Origin of the sequence: uncultured Stenotrophomonas sp., from assembly GCF_963519125.1 — a bacterium.
Taxonomy (GTDB): Bacteria; Pseudomonadota; Gammaproteobacteria; order Xanthomonadales; family Xanthomonadaceae; genus Stenotrophomonas.
Window position 1 is genome coordinate 112,165 of sequence record NZ_CAUQLJ010000012.1, and the last position, 14,327, is coordinate 126,491.

At 60.5% G+C, this 14,327-nt stretch carries 17 protein-coding genes; 15 read left to right on the forward strand and 2 right to left on the reverse strand.

Features of this window, described 5'->3' with window-relative positions:
• Positions 1-5 precede the first annotated feature (5 nt).
• The 8 genes from RYM47_RS12270 to RYM47_RS12305 all read left to right on the forward strand — a co-directional run bounded on the left by RYM47_RS12270 (position 6) and on the right by RYM47_RS12305 (position 3,730).
• The gene (locus RYM47_RS12270) at positions 6-233 is read left to right on the forward strand and encodes a hypothetical protein (RefSeq protein WP_130519086.1); all 228 of its coding nucleotides are present in this window, start codon (positions 6-8) and stop codon (positions 231-233) included.
• Positions 230-475 carry a hypothetical protein gene (locus RYM47_RS12275; protein WP_046433511.1) on the forward strand — a complete coding sequence of 82 codons (246 nt, stop codon included), beginning with the start codon at positions 230-232 and terminating at the stop codon, positions 473-475. Before RYM47_RS12270 ends, RYM47_RS12275 begins: the two co-directional genes overlap by 4 nt.
• Entirely contained in the window at positions 472-945 is a 474-nt protein-coding gene (locus tag RYM47_RS12280) for a hypothetical protein (RefSeq protein WP_046433514.1), read from the forward strand. The genes RYM47_RS12275 and RYM47_RS12280 overlap by 4 nt, the downstream gene beginning before the upstream one ends.
• 197 nt (positions 946-1,142) lie before the next feature.
• Positions 1,143-1,730 (forward strand): ParA family protein, encoded by a 588-nt coding sequence (locus RYM47_RS12285; protein WP_315388235.1) that lies wholly within the window; start codon positions 1,143-1,145, stop codon positions 1,728-1,730.
• Positions 1,731-1,741: 11 nt separating this feature from the next.
• Positions 1,742-2,296 (forward strand): hypothetical protein, encoded by a 555-nt coding sequence (locus RYM47_RS12290; protein WP_024957700.1) that lies wholly within the window; start codon positions 1,742-1,744, stop codon positions 2,294-2,296.
• Positions 2,297-2,602: 306 nt separating this feature from the next.
• On the forward strand, positions 2,603-2,827 hold the full coding sequence (locus RYM47_RS12295) for a hypothetical protein (RefSeq protein ID WP_046433416.1): 225 nt from the start codon (positions 2,603-2,605) through the stop codon (positions 2,825-2,827).
• Between the two features lie 323 nt (positions 2,828-3,150).
• Complete coding sequence (locus tag RYM47_RS12300; protein WP_040234203.1) at positions 3,151-3,381, forward strand: hypothetical protein; 231 nt, start codon at positions 3,151-3,153, stop codon at positions 3,379-3,381.
• Positions 3,374-3,730, forward strand: coding sequence for a hypothetical protein (locus RYM47_RS12305; protein WP_242881221.1), 357 nt, complete (start codon positions 3,374-3,376; stop codon positions 3,728-3,730). Before RYM47_RS12300 ends, RYM47_RS12305 begins: the two co-directional genes overlap by 8 nt.
• 33 nt (positions 3,731-3,763) lie before the next feature.
• On the opposite strand, the gene RYM47_RS12310 is transcribed toward RYM47_RS12305, so the two are convergent.
• Positions 3,764-5,317 (reverse strand): AAA family ATPase, encoded by a 1,554-nt coding sequence (locus RYM47_RS12310; RefSeq protein ID WP_315388241.1) that lies wholly within the window; start codon positions 5,315-5,317, stop codon positions 3,764-3,766.
• Between the two features lie 88 nt (positions 5,318-5,405).
• Positions 5,406-6,443: a hypothetical protein gene (locus tag RYM47_RS12315; RefSeq protein WP_024957694.1), complete on the reverse strand. Its 1,038-nt coding sequence runs from the start codon at positions 6,441-6,443 to the stop codon at positions 5,406-5,408.
• A gap of 1,085 nt (positions 6,444-7,528) precedes the next feature.
• On the opposite strand from RYM47_RS12315, the gene RYM47_RS12320 reads away from it, so the two are divergent.
• From RYM47_RS12320 to RYM47_RS12350, 7 genes are all read left to right on the forward strand, one after another.
• Positions 7,529-7,861, forward strand: coding sequence for a hypothetical protein (locus tag RYM47_RS12320; RefSeq protein WP_130519073.1), 333 nt, complete (start codon positions 7,529-7,531; stop codon positions 7,859-7,861).
• Between the two features lie 34 nt (positions 7,862-7,895).
• Complete coding sequence (locus tag RYM47_RS12325) at positions 7,896-8,504, forward strand: hypothetical protein (RefSeq protein WP_049419283.1); 609 nt, start codon at positions 7,896-7,898, stop codon at positions 8,502-8,504.
• 66 nt (positions 8,505-8,570) lie between these two features.
• On the forward strand, positions 8,571-9,698 hold the full coding sequence (locus RYM47_RS12330) for a hypothetical protein (RefSeq protein ID WP_197570725.1): 1,128 nt from the start codon (positions 8,571-8,573) through the stop codon (positions 9,696-9,698).
• 52 nt (positions 9,699-9,750) lie between these two features.
• The gene (locus tag RYM47_RS12335; protein WP_315388246.1) at positions 9,751-10,257 is read left to right on the forward strand and encodes a hypothetical protein; all 507 of its coding nucleotides are present in this window, start codon (positions 9,751-9,753) and stop codon (positions 10,255-10,257) included.
• A gap of 2 nt (positions 10,258-10,259) precedes the next feature.
• Positions 10,260-13,274: a TraM recognition domain-containing protein gene (locus RYM47_RS12340; RefSeq protein WP_315388248.1), complete on the forward strand. Its 3,015-nt coding sequence runs from the start codon at positions 10,260-10,262 to the stop codon at positions 13,272-13,274.
• Between the two features lie 85 nt (positions 13,275-13,359).
• Entirely contained in the window at positions 13,360-13,890 is a 531-nt protein-coding gene (locus tag RYM47_RS12345; RefSeq protein ID WP_315388249.1) for a hypothetical protein, read from the forward strand.
• 260 nt (positions 13,891-14,150) lie between these two features.
• Positions 14,151-14,273, forward strand: coding sequence for a hypothetical protein (locus tag RYM47_RS12350; protein WP_255211731.1), 123 nt, complete (start codon positions 14,151-14,153; stop codon positions 14,271-14,273).
• The last annotated feature ends 54 nt before the right edge of the window (positions 14,274-14,327 follow it).

Here is a 14,327-nt window from a genome sequence, read left to right on the forward strand (position 1 = left end):
GTTTAATGGGTAAGCCGACCTACCCACAAAAAGAGAGTGAAGACATGAAGATTCATCCCGTCGAGCCTGCCAGCACTGACCTGGCGCATTTCCAACTCCACACGGCCGCGCGGTTCCTGGACCGCACCAATGGCCTCAATCAGCTGGCCGACAAGCACCGCAGGATCCAGCGCTTGGCCACCCGCGCCCGCCATGAGCGGCGTTGGAAGAAGGAAGAGGAGCGCTTCGCATGAGCCTCTTGAACATGGCCCTGCTGTTTGTCGGTCTCCTGGGCATCGCGGTGTTCTACCAGGACCTGGTCGCCAACCCCATCACCGCTGGGCGCGCCCTGGTGCGCCTCTATCGCGTGTCAGCTCCTGTTCGACAGGGCAGCAAGGCCCAGGAGGCATCCCGGCAGTGGTGGAGCATCGTGCTGGTGCCGTTCTACGTGCTGGTGGCCCTGGTGCTCATCGGGGTTCTGGGAGGTGGGCAATGAGTGCCGGGACCGAAAGCCTCATCAGGGCCATCCAAACCAACGACCCGCTGGCGTTTTATGGGTGGCTCCACACACTCAAAGGGACGCCCGACCTGGACGCTGGCGTGGCCGGCGACCCTGGCATCACTGCGTTGGCCGTCGCCTCCCTCATGTATTCCAAGGCCGTCCAGTCGGACCCGGTCCTGGCGACGCGTTATGCGGCGATGATTGAGGCGCTTATGGACGCCGGGGCCAATCCGCTGGTTCAGATCGGGGAGCGGTTCGTGGTGCGACGGGGGCACACTGGGAAGCTGGAGCGGCGACGGGTGGACGAAGGCCGAACGCTGGCGGAGGTCTGCGGGGGCGTTTTTTGCCCGGCCATGCAGGCATGGTTTGGACGCCAACGGGCAGGCGAATGGTCCCACACCGCGCTTCATCGGCCTCACCCCGCCTACGCCCACCTCCGTCGCAACCATAAAGCCGTGGCCTGAAGCTCAGGCCGGCGGCTACTCGCCGCCGAAAGGCGGGGTGGAGACAACGGCAGGGTGGGCCACGGCTTCCGCCGGGCCCTGGGGTCGCTGAACCTCCGACGTCTGCACCGCTGAAACCCTCTAGCTGCACGGCCCTTGCGGGATTAGGTTTGCAACGTAGTGTGTTGCACGACCTACCCATAAAAGGAGCCTGTCTCATGCGTCTCGTTGTCTGTTGCTTCAAAGGGGGTGTGGGGCGCACCACGCTCTCGCTCAACCTCGCCGCCGCGTTTGCCGGCCAATCCCGCGTGCTCGTCAACGACCGCGACCCTCAATGTGGTTCGGTCGCTTGGTCTGCGATGAGCGACGGGGAAACGCCGTTCACCGTGAGCCGTGCCTCATCCCCAGGCTTCGACCTGGAGATTCAAGACCTGCCGCCCAGCGCCCCAGTGAAAGACCAGCTGCCGGACGCGGACCTCTATCTAGTTCCCACGTTGCTCGATGGTGGATCGTTTGTGGTCTATTTGCGGACGATTGAAACCCTGCGACGTCAGGGCAAGCCCTTCCTGCCGGTCGCCAATCGGGTCAACCTCAAGCGGGCGGAGCACCGCCGCCGGCTGGAAGATCCCAGCCTGGCAGGCGCCATCGTCATTCCCGAGCGGGCGGCGTTGGCGAGCTACTACGAGCTTGGCGAGACCGTGTTCTCCATGCGCGGCGCTGGCGTGGACAAGGCCCGAGAAGACATTTTGCGGGTAGGTCAGGCTATCCAAAAAAGGTTGGCCAACCCGGGCCGGGGGCAGGCATGATGGAGCTCCCAATGCTGCCCCTGCCGGACCTCATGGCTGCCAAGAAGACCCCCGCCAAGAACGCCGTTGCCAAAGCCCGCAAAGACCTGTCCAAGGCCGCGAAAGTGGTCCACGCCAAGCCGCAACGCACGTATGCGCCGCTCATTGATCTGGACCAGTTTTCCGAGGAGCAGCTGGCAGAGCTGATGGTGGCTGCAGGGGACGCGCCTGGGCGCAAGACCTATTTCGACTACAGCGAAGAGCAGCCCTTTATCCGGTCGGGGAAGAAGGTGTATCTCGAAGTGGGGCGTGGTAGCCAGATGTTTGACTATCGAGACGCCCAGGGCGTCAGGACCGAGAGAACGATGGTGACCGTGCCGCCCAAGCTCCGCGATCAGCTCCAGGATTTGACGGGAGAAGAGAGCCCGGTGATCACCACTGCGATCATCGCCTTGGCGTCCTGGGCCTGCCAGGAACTAAAAAGGAGCAAGCGGCGCTTGGTGGTGGCGACGGCGACCGACGACCTGGATCCGGTGCGGAAACAGGTCCGGAAGGCGATTGTGGGGCGGGCGAGGAAACAACGGTAGCCCTGGGTTGGTAGTGAACGACAGGCGGCCATCGGCCGCCTTTTTTATGGCTGGCGGCGGGTGGAAAGAGCAACGGCAAAAGCGGCATGGGGAAAAGGCGGGTGGGGCCTCGGCTTCCGCCGAGCCCGGTGCTTGGCTGGAAGTGTGAGGCGTTTCAGGGTTTTCGTGTCTTTTGCGGTTGCCCGTCACTTCTGCACTTTAGTCAAATAAATGTGTTGTTTTCGGGTTTACATTTTTACGCTCTGTCGTAGCCTGGATTTGTAGGGAGGCAATACCGCTGACCTGAAAACCAAACAAGGATTCATCATGAAAACCCCTCGCCGCCAAACCCTCGAAAACCGCGCCGCCCGTTTGGGACTGCGACTCTCCGAAGCTGGGCTCCACGTCAAAATGGAAGCCGCCAACAACTGCGAAGCCATGCCGCGGTGGGAGCTTTCGGACGGGAAATACCAAGACAGTCTTTGCGGGTATGCCACCCTGGCCGAGGTTTCCGAGGCGTTGGATCACAAGGAAATCATGGCAGAGCTATGAGCAGGTCCTACGCCATCCCTGGGGTGGTAGTGAAAGACAGGCGGCCATCGGCCGCCTTTTTTATGGCTGGCGGCGGGTGGAAAGAGCAACGGCAAAAGCGGCATGGGGAAAAGGCGGGTGGGGCCTCGGCTTCCGCCGAGCCCGGTGCTTGGCTGGAAGTGTGAGGCGTTTCAGGGTTTTCGTGTCTTTTGCGGTTGCCCGTCACTTCTGCACTTTAGTCAAATAAATGTGTTGTTTTCGGGTTTACATTTTTACGCTCTGTCGTAGCCTGGATTTGTAGGGAGGCAATACCGCTGACCGAAAAAGCCAAAAAGGTAATCATCATGGAACTCATCATCAATAGCCGTAAACTCAACCGCACCATCACTTTCTCTCGCCCTGGCCGTTCCTACATCTACGCTGATTTGAATGGTCAACCAGGCACCCTCGGTGAGCAGATCTGCGATAGCAATGGCTACACCCATTCCTACGAGGGCGAAGATCAAGAAGGGTTTGAGAAGGTCTGCCGCCGCTGGTATCGCGCCCACGTCCGGGATGAGCTCATCAATGGCTAAGGGATACGCCATCGCCCCCAAGCAGCCGGTTCCCCGCCGGCTGCCCACGGTTCGCATTGCCCCGGCCAAGGCGGCCGCATTCCGGGCTCTCGCTCGCCAGCAGGGGCTCACGGCCAGCAGTGCATTGGCTGCCCTGGTGGCCACCCATGCCGACATCCGGCAGCCGTTCGGGCCCCGAGTCCGTGCCAAGCATGGGCCGGATGGGAAGCGTTACGGCGCGATTTTGCCGGACCCGAAGGTGTCTGAAGAGGTGGCCGGGGGATTGGTCCAGGACGCACGAGCTGCTGGGATCTCGCTGGGCGAGGCGATGCGGCAACTGGTGGACCGGTGCCTGGAGCAGAGCAGGTGAAGAATGCTGCAAGGCCATCGCAGCCGCTTTTGCTTACTCCGCAGAGGGGGTGGGTATTACTGCTGGCAAGGGCTTGGTATCTGATTCGATAACACTGGCTTGCCTAAGCTCCAGCCATTCCCGTAGTTCCGACACATAGAGTTGCCAATGCGGCGACCTTGAAGCGACATCAACTATGCGCGATAGGCCGGCAGCCCTGTTGATGTTAAGTGTGCTAATGATCAGCTCGATGAAGGAGTGCGTATCATCGACTGCTTCTATACCTTGTGCGAGTTCAATGATCTCAGTTCCTTCAATGTCATCTTGTGGTGGCAGGCTACGGATCATCCAATGCAGCTGCGTCTCCGGCGCCGCAGCTGCATCGTTCGCCGGCATAAGTTTTCTGATGCCTTCGAGGCAACGCTCACGGCGCTCCGACGCGCTGGTTTCGGTTCCAGTTAGGACCGCGTTGACACGTTCCCGTTGTTGGTCTTCGCTTGCATAAACATCACCGTCCAGCAAGAACAGCTGAGATTCGACGCTGTGTGCTCCGGACAGCATCAATCCAGCAGCGAGGGTGAAGCAGTTTGTCGCCGCGCCATAGGATGTTATGTTTGCATAGCGCTTCATTCCCAGCGAAAAAAGCTCGTGTTCCACGATTGTCAAGGTCATTTCGTCTTCGACAAAAACCTCAAGCGGCCGATCCCGTTCCCCGGTCAGTCGGTGGAGTGCCTCAGGCTTCGTATTTGAGAAGCAATACGTCTTGTTCTGATTTTTGACCGTGTGTAGGTGTTTGATGCTGGCAATCTTCGTGAGGTCAAGAATCGCCTCTCTGTGGGTTGTGAAGATTATCTGGAGCGATTTTTCTTTAGCTCGATCATGTAGGAGCTGCATCAAGCGAGTCAACGCGGCGGTGTGTAGTAGGAGGTCAACCTCATCAATCAGGATGAGTGAATACTTCGGCGCTTTGAAGACGACGGATAGGATTTCCAGAACTCTCTGCTCGCCCGCTCCCATGGCAAGCGCAGAATACCTGTTGCCATCGAGTGCAAGGCCATTGTATTTTCGTCCGGCATGAGTCTTGTGAACATTGAGCTCGGTATAGGCACGGTTGAACACTACACCCATTTTTGCTTTTATGAGCGTGGCGTCAGCGTGCACCTCTGTTTGATAGTTGATGGCTGAGTTATAGGTCTCTTCCTCAATGCGAGGAACGCAGGACTTTATTCCGATGAAGTAAACGTCGCGCTCCGGGCGCCTCGAATAGCGAGGGGACCACCTGTCCGCCTTCTTTCTGTATTCGGTGCTGATGTCTTTATGCTCAGTCGAGCCGTCTCTAAATGAATGATGCATGATCAGCGAGCTGCCTGCCCACGTTGAATCGGATGTGGGAGTGAAGAACTCCCGAAACTGCCAGCTCTTGCCGTCCGATCCTTCGGGTGGCCTATAACAGCAAGCGAGCGCGTGCAATACCGTTGACTTGCCGCAACCATTCGGCCCGAGGATTGCAGTGAGCGGTTTCTCGTCGAATCGAATCTCATCCAAAGCCAAGATTCCCTTGAGCTTCGTGATGTTCAAGCCATGAATCACTTGCTGACTGATTGCCATTTCGTAGTCCCTTGACGATTCCTTTGTCGGGGCACTCAATCGATGCCCACCGTGCCGCTTCTGAGGCAATGATAGCGAGAGAGCGGCTTTAGTTCTTTAGCTTCACCCAGTCCACGCCCAGCTGCCTCACCTCATCGCTCCACGCCCGGTATTCGTCCAGCGGCATCGGGGCCTCCAAGCCGCGTCTGACACGCTCCAGGTATTTGCTCTTTCGGGCCATCGCCTCGCGATACAGCAGCTCCGCCTCCTCCACCCGGTCAGCACGGCGGGCGGCCCGCAGCTGGGCCAGCCGGCGAACGGAATCCGGGTTGGTGGACAGCACGCGGGGAGCATGAGGCAGCGCCTGGCTGCTGGTCATCGGAACCCGCTTGTGGTTGCTGACCGGGTCCATGACTCGGTGTCGCCAGCATTCCCGCCAGTCATCTGCATTGAGCGGCCCATCGCTTGGCACATCCAACGGCACGACGATCCCATGGGCCTCGATGAGCGCCCACACGGCCCGCAGGAACGCGTCCACCGGAAGCCGTAGAAGGGTCACCTGGCCCTCTGCCACCACCTCGCCCCCGTCCCTCATTCGTAACGCCAGCAGGGCCTCGCTCAGTGCCAAGGCATCGCCTGACCGCGTGCTCCAGCCCACCAGGCCAACGCGCTCCCCATCCACCTCACCCGACCAGGCGTAGACGCGGAAGCGGGGCTTGTCGAAACGGGCGGACAGGTTTGCCAGCAGCCGCTCACGCTTCGAGTGGCGGCTCAACGGGGTGAAGTGGTTCTCTGCATACAGCAACGCAGAGCGCCGACGTTCCAGCAGCAGCGCCACGCGGTCAGGGGTCGCCGACGCTTGCCACTCTTTCCAGCACACGATATCTCGCAGGCCCTTGGCAGCAACGCAGGGACGGCAGGCAGGCACCCAGTTCTCCACGACACTGACGGGGCCGCCCAGTTGCGCGGGCACCAGTGGCGTAGCCGTCCAAGACTTGGGAGAGGCCAGGTCGAGCGGAGCGGAGCAGAAGGCGCAGGCGTTGCCGAACTCGGCCAAAACAGCCTTGCGTTGCCACCCGTTGGCCTTGCCTTCCAGCGGGGCATCGGCTTGAGCAATGGCATCCAAGAAGGGGGTCAGCTCAAACACGGAACACCCCCCAGCCGTTCAACGCAGGCCCAGCAACCGGATCGCAGAACAGGGGCAGTGGGGCGTTGCAGGAGTTTGAAAAAGATTTGACTAAAACGCTTTGCCGAGCCTGTCGAACCTCCCCAGCGACCGCCGATCCAAAACCCAGAGCCCGCTTGCCCGAAACATTTCCAGACCAGCACTGGCCCCCCAACCGCTGATCGAATACCGGGGGGCAGTGAACTTCAACCGAGGCCACTCGCTTGACTAAAACGGATGGGGTCAACGCTTTCCAGGCACCCGAACCAAAACCAATAGCCCCTGCAGTCGTCCTCCAGAACCCCCGAGCAAAGTTGACTAAAACAGATGGAGGCAGGGCTTTCAGAACACCCGAGCAGCGTGACTGAACCCAACCACTCACGCGATCCCATGCTGGCCTCCGCTTGACTAAAACGAACTGGGACAGGGCTGGGGCGTGGGGGAAACGGCGGTCCCCGATTTCTGAGACAGGGGGTGCGGCGTCGGTGGAGAGGTGGGGAGCTGGATGGGTGGGGAGGCAGGCTACGGGGGCTGGCGAAAACTTTTTTGAGCGGCTGGGCGTGGCGGGAGTGAGGGGCATAGGGGGCTCCGGTTGGGTTGAGGATTGGGGCTTTCCTAAACTTCTACCGGGGAAAAGCGGAAGGGCAAGAGCGGGGGAGCAAAAACTTGGGGAGGACTGCGGGGGAAGAGGTTGGCTGCCCATTCACCGTTCAAGGTTTTCCGAAGGGTGAAGGGAGTAGGCCATACACAAGTCGCACTGAAGTGTTTTTCCGGCTTGGCTAGAAACGCTGCGCCTTTCCACCCGTCCAGGCCTTGCTGCGCCTTGTTTTCAGTCTTGGCTAACAACTTGGCCAACCGTTCGGCTGAAAAATGGCCGGAACCCCAGAAAAACAGAAGAAAAACGGCTTAGCCCACTTGCGCTTCTTAAATCCTTTGCTAATCCATGGGTGTGGATTTTCATTGCAGGGGGTTAAGTGGGTCGTCCGTCGCTTCTAACCAAATCTTTCAGCATCGCTCCCGATGAGTTGGAGAGCGCGCGGTATTGCGCGAAAGAACAAGGCGTTTCCTTGAACAAGTATTTGCGCCTGGCGGTCCTGGAGAAAAACCGGGGCGTGGTTCAGGGGCTTGAAGCGTCCGATGCGTTGGGCGACATCCGAGCCACGGTCCGCGAATCCGAAACGCGGAATGCCCTTGCCCTAGAAAGCGCGCTGGCGGACTTGCGAGCAGAGCAGAGCGCGGCGCTCCAGGCCAATGAAGAACTGGTGGTGAAAACCCTTCAAGCGTTTTCCCAGTTCCTGGCGCAGCAAGAACCCGACGCCGAAACCCTCTCCAAGCAACCGGCTGCCGAACCCAGTCGAGCTTCTGCTGCTACCTCGGCGTTCCTGCCTCCAAAACTCTAACCCTTTCCCCACTACCTCATAAGGAGGCATACCCATGAAGCGTTTCATCCTCACTCTCACCATCGCCGCGTTGCTGGCTCCGGGGCTTTCGTTTGCCCAGGACAGCACCCGGCCCGAACCCCAAAAGACCAACAAGCTGCGCCTGTTCAAGGCCGGCGGGATTGGCTGCGCTGCCGGTGCAGGCATCGCCCTGCTGACCGGCAAGAAAGACAAGGCCCTGACGGTGTGCGCTGCTGGGGCGATTGTCGGAGGCATTGCGTCCTATCAAGCCCAGCTCAAGGAGTTCCGCGAACTGGAAGCCGAAGCCAAGGCAGCTGGCCTGGATGCTCAGGTGCATACCAAGACCGTCGAAACCAAGGACGGCCAGGCCGAAGCCCTGGACAAGCTGGTCATCCGTTACCCGGCCGCTGACATGCAACCGGTGAGCGCCAAGACCGGCGCCACGCTGGACAAGCTGGCCGCGTTGCTCAAGGCGAGCAAAGAAAAGCTGACGGTTGGCTTCAGTGGTGCCGATGCCGCCGTGTGCCAGGTGCCGGTCGTTGAGCTGGCAAAGCGCGGTGCGCTTCAGAACGCCACGGTCGATGACCAGTGCGGCCGGGGCGATTACGCCATCACGGTCTCGCCGATCCCCGACGTTCGCTAAGCCAACCGAGAGCTGGGGGGCGAGAGCCCCCTGGCGCAAATCTTTTTCAAGCGCCTGGGAGGAACCATGACACCCGAAGAACTCATCAAACAACGCAAGCAGCGCGAGCTGCTCGCCAAAGCAGCACAAGCCAAGACCACCGCGCCCACGGACGCGGAGAAGCTCGTCAGCGATGCGACGAAAGAAAACTTGAAAACCGCAGGCCGACTGGCTGCAAGTTTTGGCAAAGCCTTGGCAGACAAAACCAAGCAAGCGGCCTCGGTCGCCGCTGAGAAGGGGCGAGAGGCGCAAGAAGCGTTGGCTCGGCGTGCGGAAGAGGCCAAAGCGCGCAAGGAAGCCGAAGCCGCAGAGAACGCGCGCCTGGAAGTCGAGCGCGCCCAGGCGTTGGCCGAGCAAGAAGCGACTGCCCAGCCCGAGCCGCGGGTGGTTGAGCCCGAGCCCGTTCAAACCGATTCCGCTCCCGAAGCGCCCGAGCCGGTTGTTGAGGAGGTGGTTCCCGAGCCGACAGCAGAACCAGAAGCAGGCCCCGCGCCTGTCATCAAAGAGCCGGTCAGCGCTCCTGCGCCTGCCGTCAGTGAAGCCGTGGACGCAACGCCTGCCGCTCCAGCACCTGTCGAGCTGGTGGTCCCGTCTGTTCCGGCCTCTGCTCCGAGCAAGCCGGCTCAAGCCCCGGTAGCGGCCCCCAAGGCGACGGCGACCCGGGCCCCGGTGAAACCGGAAGCCCCCAAGGCCAGCCCCGCCAAGCCGTCCGGTGAGGCGACTGCGAAGGACAGCAACAAGAAGGGTTGGCAACTTCTGGCTGGGTCGGGCGTGGCCGTCCTTGTGCTGGGTGGGGCGTTGGCGTGGTGGACCACTCACCGCTCCAGCGAAACCGTTCCGCTCCAAGACAAACCGGCTGCAGCAGTGACTGCCCCGGCCCCCGTCACCGTGCCAGTTGCTCCGGTTGTATCCGCGCCGCCCCAGGTCGAGGAGCCCGAGCCCGTGACTGCCCCGGTTGTGGAAGCCCCGGTGCAGGCAGAGCCACCTAAGGCCCAGACCCCGGCAACTGCCCCGGCGTCAAAGTCGGTGCCAGTTTCGAAACCGGCTGCAAAGCCCAAACCGGCCCCCAAGCCGGTTGCCAAACCCGAACCGAAAAACGATTGGCAGGACCAAGCCAACAGCGATATCGACGCGTGGGCAGAAAAGATCAGGTGAAGTGCTTGCGCTTATCGAAAGCCTTGCTAGAAAGAATGTGTATCCATGAAAGATGGGAGGAAAAATGTTTGGGTGGTTGTTTACGCAGTATCGAAAGCCCGGAAAGCTCCACTTCGGATCGAAGTGGCTCAACCTGCATGGGCGCTTCTTCATTGGTAACCCAGAAAGCTTTGGGCTCTCCGATTGCAGGGAAAACGTCCTGACCTCGTATTACTACCTGCGGGCGGACCGGAAGATGCCGGTGGCAAACGACGAGGACTTTGATGCCTGGAGGATGGACGCCCTGCGCGCCAGCCAGGTTCGGCACGCCAGCGAAAAACATGTGTCCAAAGCCGGCTTCCTTGTCACCTCCGCCGCGTGCGTGGCCTTTTGCTTTGGGGCATTGGTCGTCAACAAAGTGAAAGGAACACGCCCTTCGCCGGCGGCGATCCAACTTGCGCCCTCGTTGTCGTTGAACGAGTGCAAAAAGAAATGGACGAGCGGCACCATCACGCCTCAGGAAATCGTGGCGTGTCAGGCGCTATCTCAAACCAACAACAACAACAACGGGAGGCACTGAGCATGTTGCTATCGCTGATGGATTGGACGGTCGGTATTGGCCGCAAGCTGTTCAAGAAGGACGATCAAGCGTCGAGCACGCTGGAGCAAATCATTCTGGACGGCAATGACCGCTACGAAAACTTGGTCGGGCGCTTTGACGTGAGCGACCGCGTGAAGAGCCGCGTGCTGGACGTTCCCCCAGAGGATGTAGATATGGCGGTCCAAGCGGGCGCGGTTTTCGACGAGAAAGAGATGGCACTGGTTGTGCCCGAAGAACTGGATCTGGACCAGTTCCATCCGTGGTGGCCGAAGGTTCCGGAGGATCTGCGCAACACCCAGGCCCGCATGATCATCACCAAGGAAGGACGTCGTGCCGAAGGCTTCGTGCTGGGGGACGACATGGCGCTGGGCGGCGACAGCACTGCAACCTCGCTGATGTATCTGGCCTTCCCGCTGATTGGTGCGGTTCAATACTTCTTGGGCTCGCTCATTGGCGCTTTTAGTTACGTGGTGCTGCTGGCTGCCATTCCTTACTTTGTTGCGTTGAAGCAAGCGGAAGGGATGAAGGAAGCCTTCAAGGGCCTGGCCCTGATGGTGCTGCCCGTGCTGATTGCAACCGCTTCGGCGGCGTTGTCGTCCGCGCTCCACGTGGACGCGGCCAGCATGGGGCAAGCAGCGGTTGACCCGATGAACACGGGAGCGGGGATGATGGCGGTCGCTGCGGGCTTTGCCAAAATGGCGGGCATCGTTCTTCTGATCTTGACCATTCCTGGCCTGCTGTTGTTTGCGGCCTTCCTGAGTGCGGCCTCGCATCCCCACCGGGGCGTGCTGGGGGGGACCGCCGAGCGCTTCATTCAGATGATGAAGTGGATGGTGGTGATCTTGGCCCTTGTTGGGGTTGGCTCCCTTCTCCCGGACGGAATGGGCGTGGCCGTGGCGTTTGTGATTGCGGCCATGTATGCCTTGCAGTTCACGGAAGGCAACTTCGTTCAAACGGCCGCTCGCCTCTACCTGCAGAACATGGATAACAACCTGGCGACCCAGGGTGCCCTGTCCAAGTCCCACGTGAAGGCCCGCGAGCAGCAGGCTGCCGAAGCGTTGCGCGACAAGACCCCGCTTTTGAAGGTGGGTCGAGCGTCTGGTCACCTGAACGACCGCGGCCATGGCTTTGCGCCGGACAAGGGCACGGTGATGATGCTGTCCTGGCGCGACCTGACCCAAGGCCTGATCGTCTACGGGCGTATCGGTTCGGGCAAGTCCTTCAGCGTGCTGCGACCGTTGGCCCGTCGCTATCGCGAGTCCGCATTGGCCGTAGGACTGCGGAATGAACTGAAGGGGAGCGCCGCGGGCGAGACCGTTCTTGATGCGAAGCGCAGCGGGGGTGGAGCACTCATCCTCGACGCGAAGGACGGCGCGATCATCTCCGATCTGGGCAAGGACGCGTTTGATATCATCGTGCGCGCAGGCATGTCGGTGGCCCCCTACGAGGGCCTGGAGCCCGACCAAATCACCAAGGCCCTTCGCGGCGCGACCGGTGGCAAGGTCGATGAGAAGTCCAAGCTCTGGAGCGACGGCGGCGACGCGTTCCTCTTCCACACCGGCATCATCCTGAAGGCCGCATGCGAGCACGAGCAGGCCTACCGAGACTTCTGCATCGCCAAGCTGGAAGGGTTGGAGCACGCCCGGTTGATGATGCTGCTGGAGCGGGAGGAGTTGGAGAAGCGTGGCTTGGGGTTGGAAGACCTGGAAGCGGCGCTGGCTCGCGTGGAAGAGCAAATGGGCACTTACGCGATTGTGGCGGAGGCTTCCCGGAACTGGTTCTACACCCCATTCCACCATGCCAAGCTGTTGGCGATGGTCGAGCAGGTGGTGCCGACGCCGCGTGGCGGGGAGATCGCCAGCGCTCGCGTGCTGGAGTTGGTGAACTGGTTGGGGTTGGAGCGTCCGGACACGTCTAGCACGGACGAAGAGCGGGAGGCCTATGCCGCCTACTCCCGGGACTACCAAAACCGCTTGGCCACCCGGTCCGAGACCGTCCATCCCGACTTGCTGCGTCCCATGTCTCAGCTGCAAAGCTCGCTGGAATGGGCATTGCTGGGCGTTCCCGCAATGCACAAGGAGCAGCGCCAGTCCTTCACGTTGAACTCGCGGGGGCTCATCGAAAAACTGCTTCGGGGTGAAAAGCTCCGGACGGCGGATGACATCCCGTGGCATTCCGTCGAACGTGGCGACGTTGACGTCTCTCAAGCGCTTTACGGAAAGTTCGTGGGCTTGTTCCTGCCCCCCACCCAGTTCGGCGAAGCGGGCGACATGATGCAGCGGTTGCTCAAGCAGCGTGTCATGAACGGCATTCGGGCACGTGGGGCGCACGGCGACAAGTGGCGCGAAATGCTGCCGGGCCAAACCGACGTGCTGCTGATGATGGACGAGGCGCATTTGCTGCTGACTTCGGACGACGTGCTGCTCTTCAGCACCTCCCGAAGCCTGGGGTTGATGCCGGTGATCGCGGTGCAGGGCCACGACAGCCTTATCAACACCTACGGGTCGGAGAACGAAGCCGATTTGCTGGCCAACACCATGCAATCGGTCGTCGCGCTCAACCACTCGTTTGTCACACGCAACTACTTGATGAAGCGGCTGGGCAAGGCTCAGTTGACCACCTTCAAGGAGCCGACGCGTGGCATCGATTTCTCGGGCGGCTTGACCAACTTCCGCCACAGCGTTCTCAACGATCCGAACCACCCCTACGCAGCGGCCTACGAGCAAATGCTGATGCAGGGCGCAGGCCGCTTGAGCGCGCTTCGCGTGGATCCGGCGACGGGGCGCAAATGGCGCGTCGGGGCTGAAGACACGGTGGGCCAAGAGGAGCTGGCACGGGACATCGACATGCCCACAGGGGGCAAGCGGGAGGTCCTGCCGCTCTTCCTGGAAGAGGAATACCCGGCCCTGACCGCTGCACGCGGCAATGCGATTGTCTCGCTCTGCCGGGCAGGCGTGAGCCGCACGGACTTGGCCGAGATGATGCCCAACGATTGAGCCCAAAAAGGGCAAGGCAACCCTTGCCCTTTCCCAAAATCGATCAATGCTGACCTAACCATCCATTTCCTTGAAGGAGGACTTTATGAGCAATGCCCACTTCGACGTCTTCAACGACCTGCTGGGCGCTCGCGATAAACGGCGAGCCAAGCTGGCCGGAGAGCGTCCAAACGACCACCAACCGCAGAAGAAAGCAGTCTTCGACCAGTCGCTGGCGAAGGACCAGGCCGATATCCAGGAGAAGCAACAAGCCGTGTTGGACTGGGCCAAGCAAGCCAAGCCCGACGAGATCACCGACGCACGAGAGCGCTTGCACGCACAGGTGCAGCAGCGCGCTGAAGACGCTCCCAAAGACAAGCACGCCCAAGTGGTGTTCAGCACCGTGGACGAATGGCGACAGAAGCGCCAGCAGGAGGACGGGGGGCAATCCTTGGGGGAAAACATCCCCATGCTGACTGCGGCCCAGCGGCAGCAAACCATGGGGCCTGGTAAGTTGGGCTACGCGCACTACGCCGCCAGCGCGAAGAAGGAAGCGGAGTTCATGAGGAACTACGAGGCCAACTTCGACTGGGACAAACACGAGGCCCAGGTGCAGAAGAACATCTACCGTCAATGACGGTCCATTCCCCGTGTCGCATCCAGGGCCCTTCGGGGCCCTTTTTGTTGGGCACGTTCCCTTGTTTGTGAGTGGATCGATCTACCCATAAAAGCAAACGTCAAACGCGGCTCAAAGCAAGAGGCGGGATGGGGGTTGGAAAAGAGAAGAAAGGTTTTGACTAAACATCAAAAGTGTCGATCAATCGAGATTTTTAGGGTTGCCAGTTTTGTGAGATGTGGTTGACTGTAATCAGTCAAACACAACCGGGGGAGGCCCCTATGTATATTTTTGCCGATGCTTACGAGTTCGCCGTGGACAACGTGGGGAACCTGCTGTTGACGTTGGGTGCGTTTTCGGTGGTGAGCTACGTGGCCGCCAACGTGGCAGGGTTGCTGGCATGATGGCCTGGTTGAGGGAGGATTTAGAGCAGATGGATCTGCACACCGTCTCACTTT

Excerpts from the sequence above, each read along its gene's own strand:
- RYM47_RS12295 (WP_046433416.1), top strand. The coding sequence starts at position 2,603 with ATGAAAACCCCTCGCCGCCAAACCCTCGAAAACCGCGCCGCCCGTTTG.
- RYM47_RS12275 (WP_046433511.1), top strand. The coding sequence starts at position 230 with ATGAGCCTCTTGAACATGGCCCTGCTGTTTGTCGGTCTCCTGGGCATC.
- RYM47_RS12310 (WP_315388241.1), bottom strand. The coding sequence starts at position 5,317 with ATGGCAATCAGTCAGCAAGTGATTCATGGCTTGAACATCACGAAGCTC.
- RYM47_RS12340 (WP_315388248.1), top strand. The coding sequence starts at position 10,260 with ATGTTGCTATCGCTGATGGATTGGACGGTCGGTATTGGCCGCAAGCTG.
- RYM47_RS12285 (WP_315388235.1), top strand. The coding sequence starts at position 1,143 with ATGCGTCTCGTTGTCTGTTGCTTCAAAGGGGGTGTGGGGCGCACCACG.
- RYM47_RS12350 (WP_255211731.1), top strand. The coding sequence starts at position 14,151 with ATGTATATTTTTGCCGATGCTTACGAGTTCGCCGTGGACAACGTGGGG.
- RYM47_RS12325 (WP_049419283.1), top strand. The coding sequence starts at position 7,896 with ATGAAGCGTTTCATCCTCACTCTCACCATCGCCGCGTTGCTGGCTCCG.
- RYM47_RS12290 (WP_024957700.1), top strand. The coding sequence starts at position 1,742 with ATGCTGCCCCTGCCGGACCTCATGGCTGCCAAGAAGACCCCCGCCAAG.
- RYM47_RS12305 (WP_242881221.1), top strand. The coding sequence starts at position 3,374 with ATGGCTAAGGGATACGCCATCGCCCCCAAGCAGCCGGTTCCCCGCCGG.
- RYM47_RS12345 (WP_315388249.1), top strand. The coding sequence starts at position 13,360 with ATGAGCAATGCCCACTTCGACGTCTTCAACGACCTGCTGGGCGCTCGC.
- RYM47_RS12270 (WP_130519086.1), top strand. The coding sequence starts at position 6 with ATGGGTAAGCCGACCTACCCACAAAAAGAGAGTGAAGACATGAAGATT.
- RYM47_RS12280 (WP_046433514.1), top strand. The coding sequence starts at position 472 with ATGAGTGCCGGGACCGAAAGCCTCATCAGGGCCATCCAAACCAACGAC.
- RYM47_RS12335 (WP_315388246.1), top strand. The coding sequence starts at position 9,751 with ATGGGAGGAAAAATGTTTGGGTGGTTGTTTACGCAGTATCGAAAGCCC.
- RYM47_RS12330 (WP_197570725.1), top strand. The coding sequence starts at position 8,571 with ATGACACCCGAAGAACTCATCAAACAACGCAAGCAGCGCGAGCTGCTC.
- RYM47_RS12300 (WP_040234203.1), top strand. The coding sequence starts at position 3,151 with ATGGAACTCATCATCAATAGCCGTAAACTCAACCGCACCATCACTTTC.